1 protein-coding gene is annotated in these 1,202 nt (G+C 58.4%); it reads right to left on the bottom strand.

Annotated features, from left to right (window positions below):
* Window positions 1-304 precede the first annotated feature (304 nt).
* Window positions 305-604, bottom strand: coding sequence for a ferredoxin (locus tag NW844_RS12820; RefSeq protein WP_414336204.1), 300 nt, complete (start codon window positions 602-604; stop codon window positions 305-307).
* Between the last annotated feature and the right edge of the window lie 598 nt (window positions 605-1,202).

Below are 1,202 nucleotides of genomic sequence, written 5' to 3'. Positions count from 1 at the left end.
CCCAGGAACGGATCCTATCGTCAAAGCCACAGCCGCCTCCAAAAGCCACTCTGCTGCCATCCTAACCCCCCTCTCCCTGAGGGAGAGGGGATGGGGGTGAGGGGCTGCTCCCTGAGGGAGAGGGGCCGGGGGTGAGGGCTGGGAGAGGAGTCGGGAGTAGTCGCCTGCGGTGGCGCGGAGCGCTTGAGGCTGCCGGAAAGGAGCACCCAAAACAAAAAACCCCTCTCCCTGGGGGAGAGGGGCCAGGGGTGAGGGTCGTCCCCCAGGGAGAGGGGCCGCGGGTGAGGGATTGGGGGTGAGGGCCTCAGTACAGCGACTCTTCTTGATGGGTGATGATGGTGCAGTCAGAAGTAGGGTAGGCCACGCAGGTTAACACATAGCCCTGCTCGATCTGATCGTCATCCAGGAAGGATTGATCGCTTTGATCCACCGTGCCGCTCACCAGCTTGCCGGCACAGGTCGAACAGGCCCCGGCGCGGCAGGAATAGGGCAGCTCGATCCCTTGCTCCTCCGCCACATCCAAAATGTACTCGTCATCCGGCACATCGATGGTGACGTTCAAGCCTCGCTCTTCGTTGATCAGAGTGACCTTGTAGGTAGCCATCCTGGTTGGGTCTCCAGAAAAAACATCCACTCCTCATCCTGCCACCCTTCTGCCCCGGATCAAGCACCATTTTTCAGAGAAATAGGTAGATCTCCCGGTTTTTTAGAGTTGGATCCGAGAAAACCTTGCTGGGCAAAGATTCCGGCCACGTCTCACCTCCCTCGGCCAAGCCTCAACCCAGCCTCTTCAGCAGAGTTGTACGAAGCAGTAGCCACAGGCAAGCTCATGCCATCGTCTGTGACCCAGATCACTCCCCATTGGCCCGGAAAAAGTCGATAACTCTTGCCAAAGCTGCCGCATCTGCCTGTATGATTAGCAGAGTAAACAGGCTAGCCACCAAACTGGCGTGTCTGCGTCTCCCCTCGATTGGCCATTTCTCAGAAGGCTTAGGTTGCCCTGAGCGAGCCGATCGGGTAATGTGAGGGAAGTGTTCAGCCGAACCCTACTTTTTGGTTAAGAGGAGAAACATGAACGGAACAATGCACAAGTGGCTGCTCAAGTCACTGGGGTCTCTGTCTCTGGCATCGACGGTGGTGCTGCTGCCCATGCTGCTCACCGGTTGCGGCGAAGATAGCTCCGGCACGTCGGTGCCCGTACC

The sequence above is a fragment of the Synechococcus sp. H55.2 genome (assembly GCF_047462495.1).
GTDB lineage: Bacteria > Cyanobacteriota > Cyanobacteriia > Thermostichales > Thermostichaceae > Thermostichus.
This window is presented reverse-complemented; position numbering and strand designations above follow the sequence as displayed.

Coding starts and splice junctions, on each gene's coding strand:
- NW844_RS12820 (WP_414336204.1), bottom strand. CDS start 604: ATGGCTACCTACAAGGTCACTCTGATCAACGAAGAGCGAGGCTTGAAC.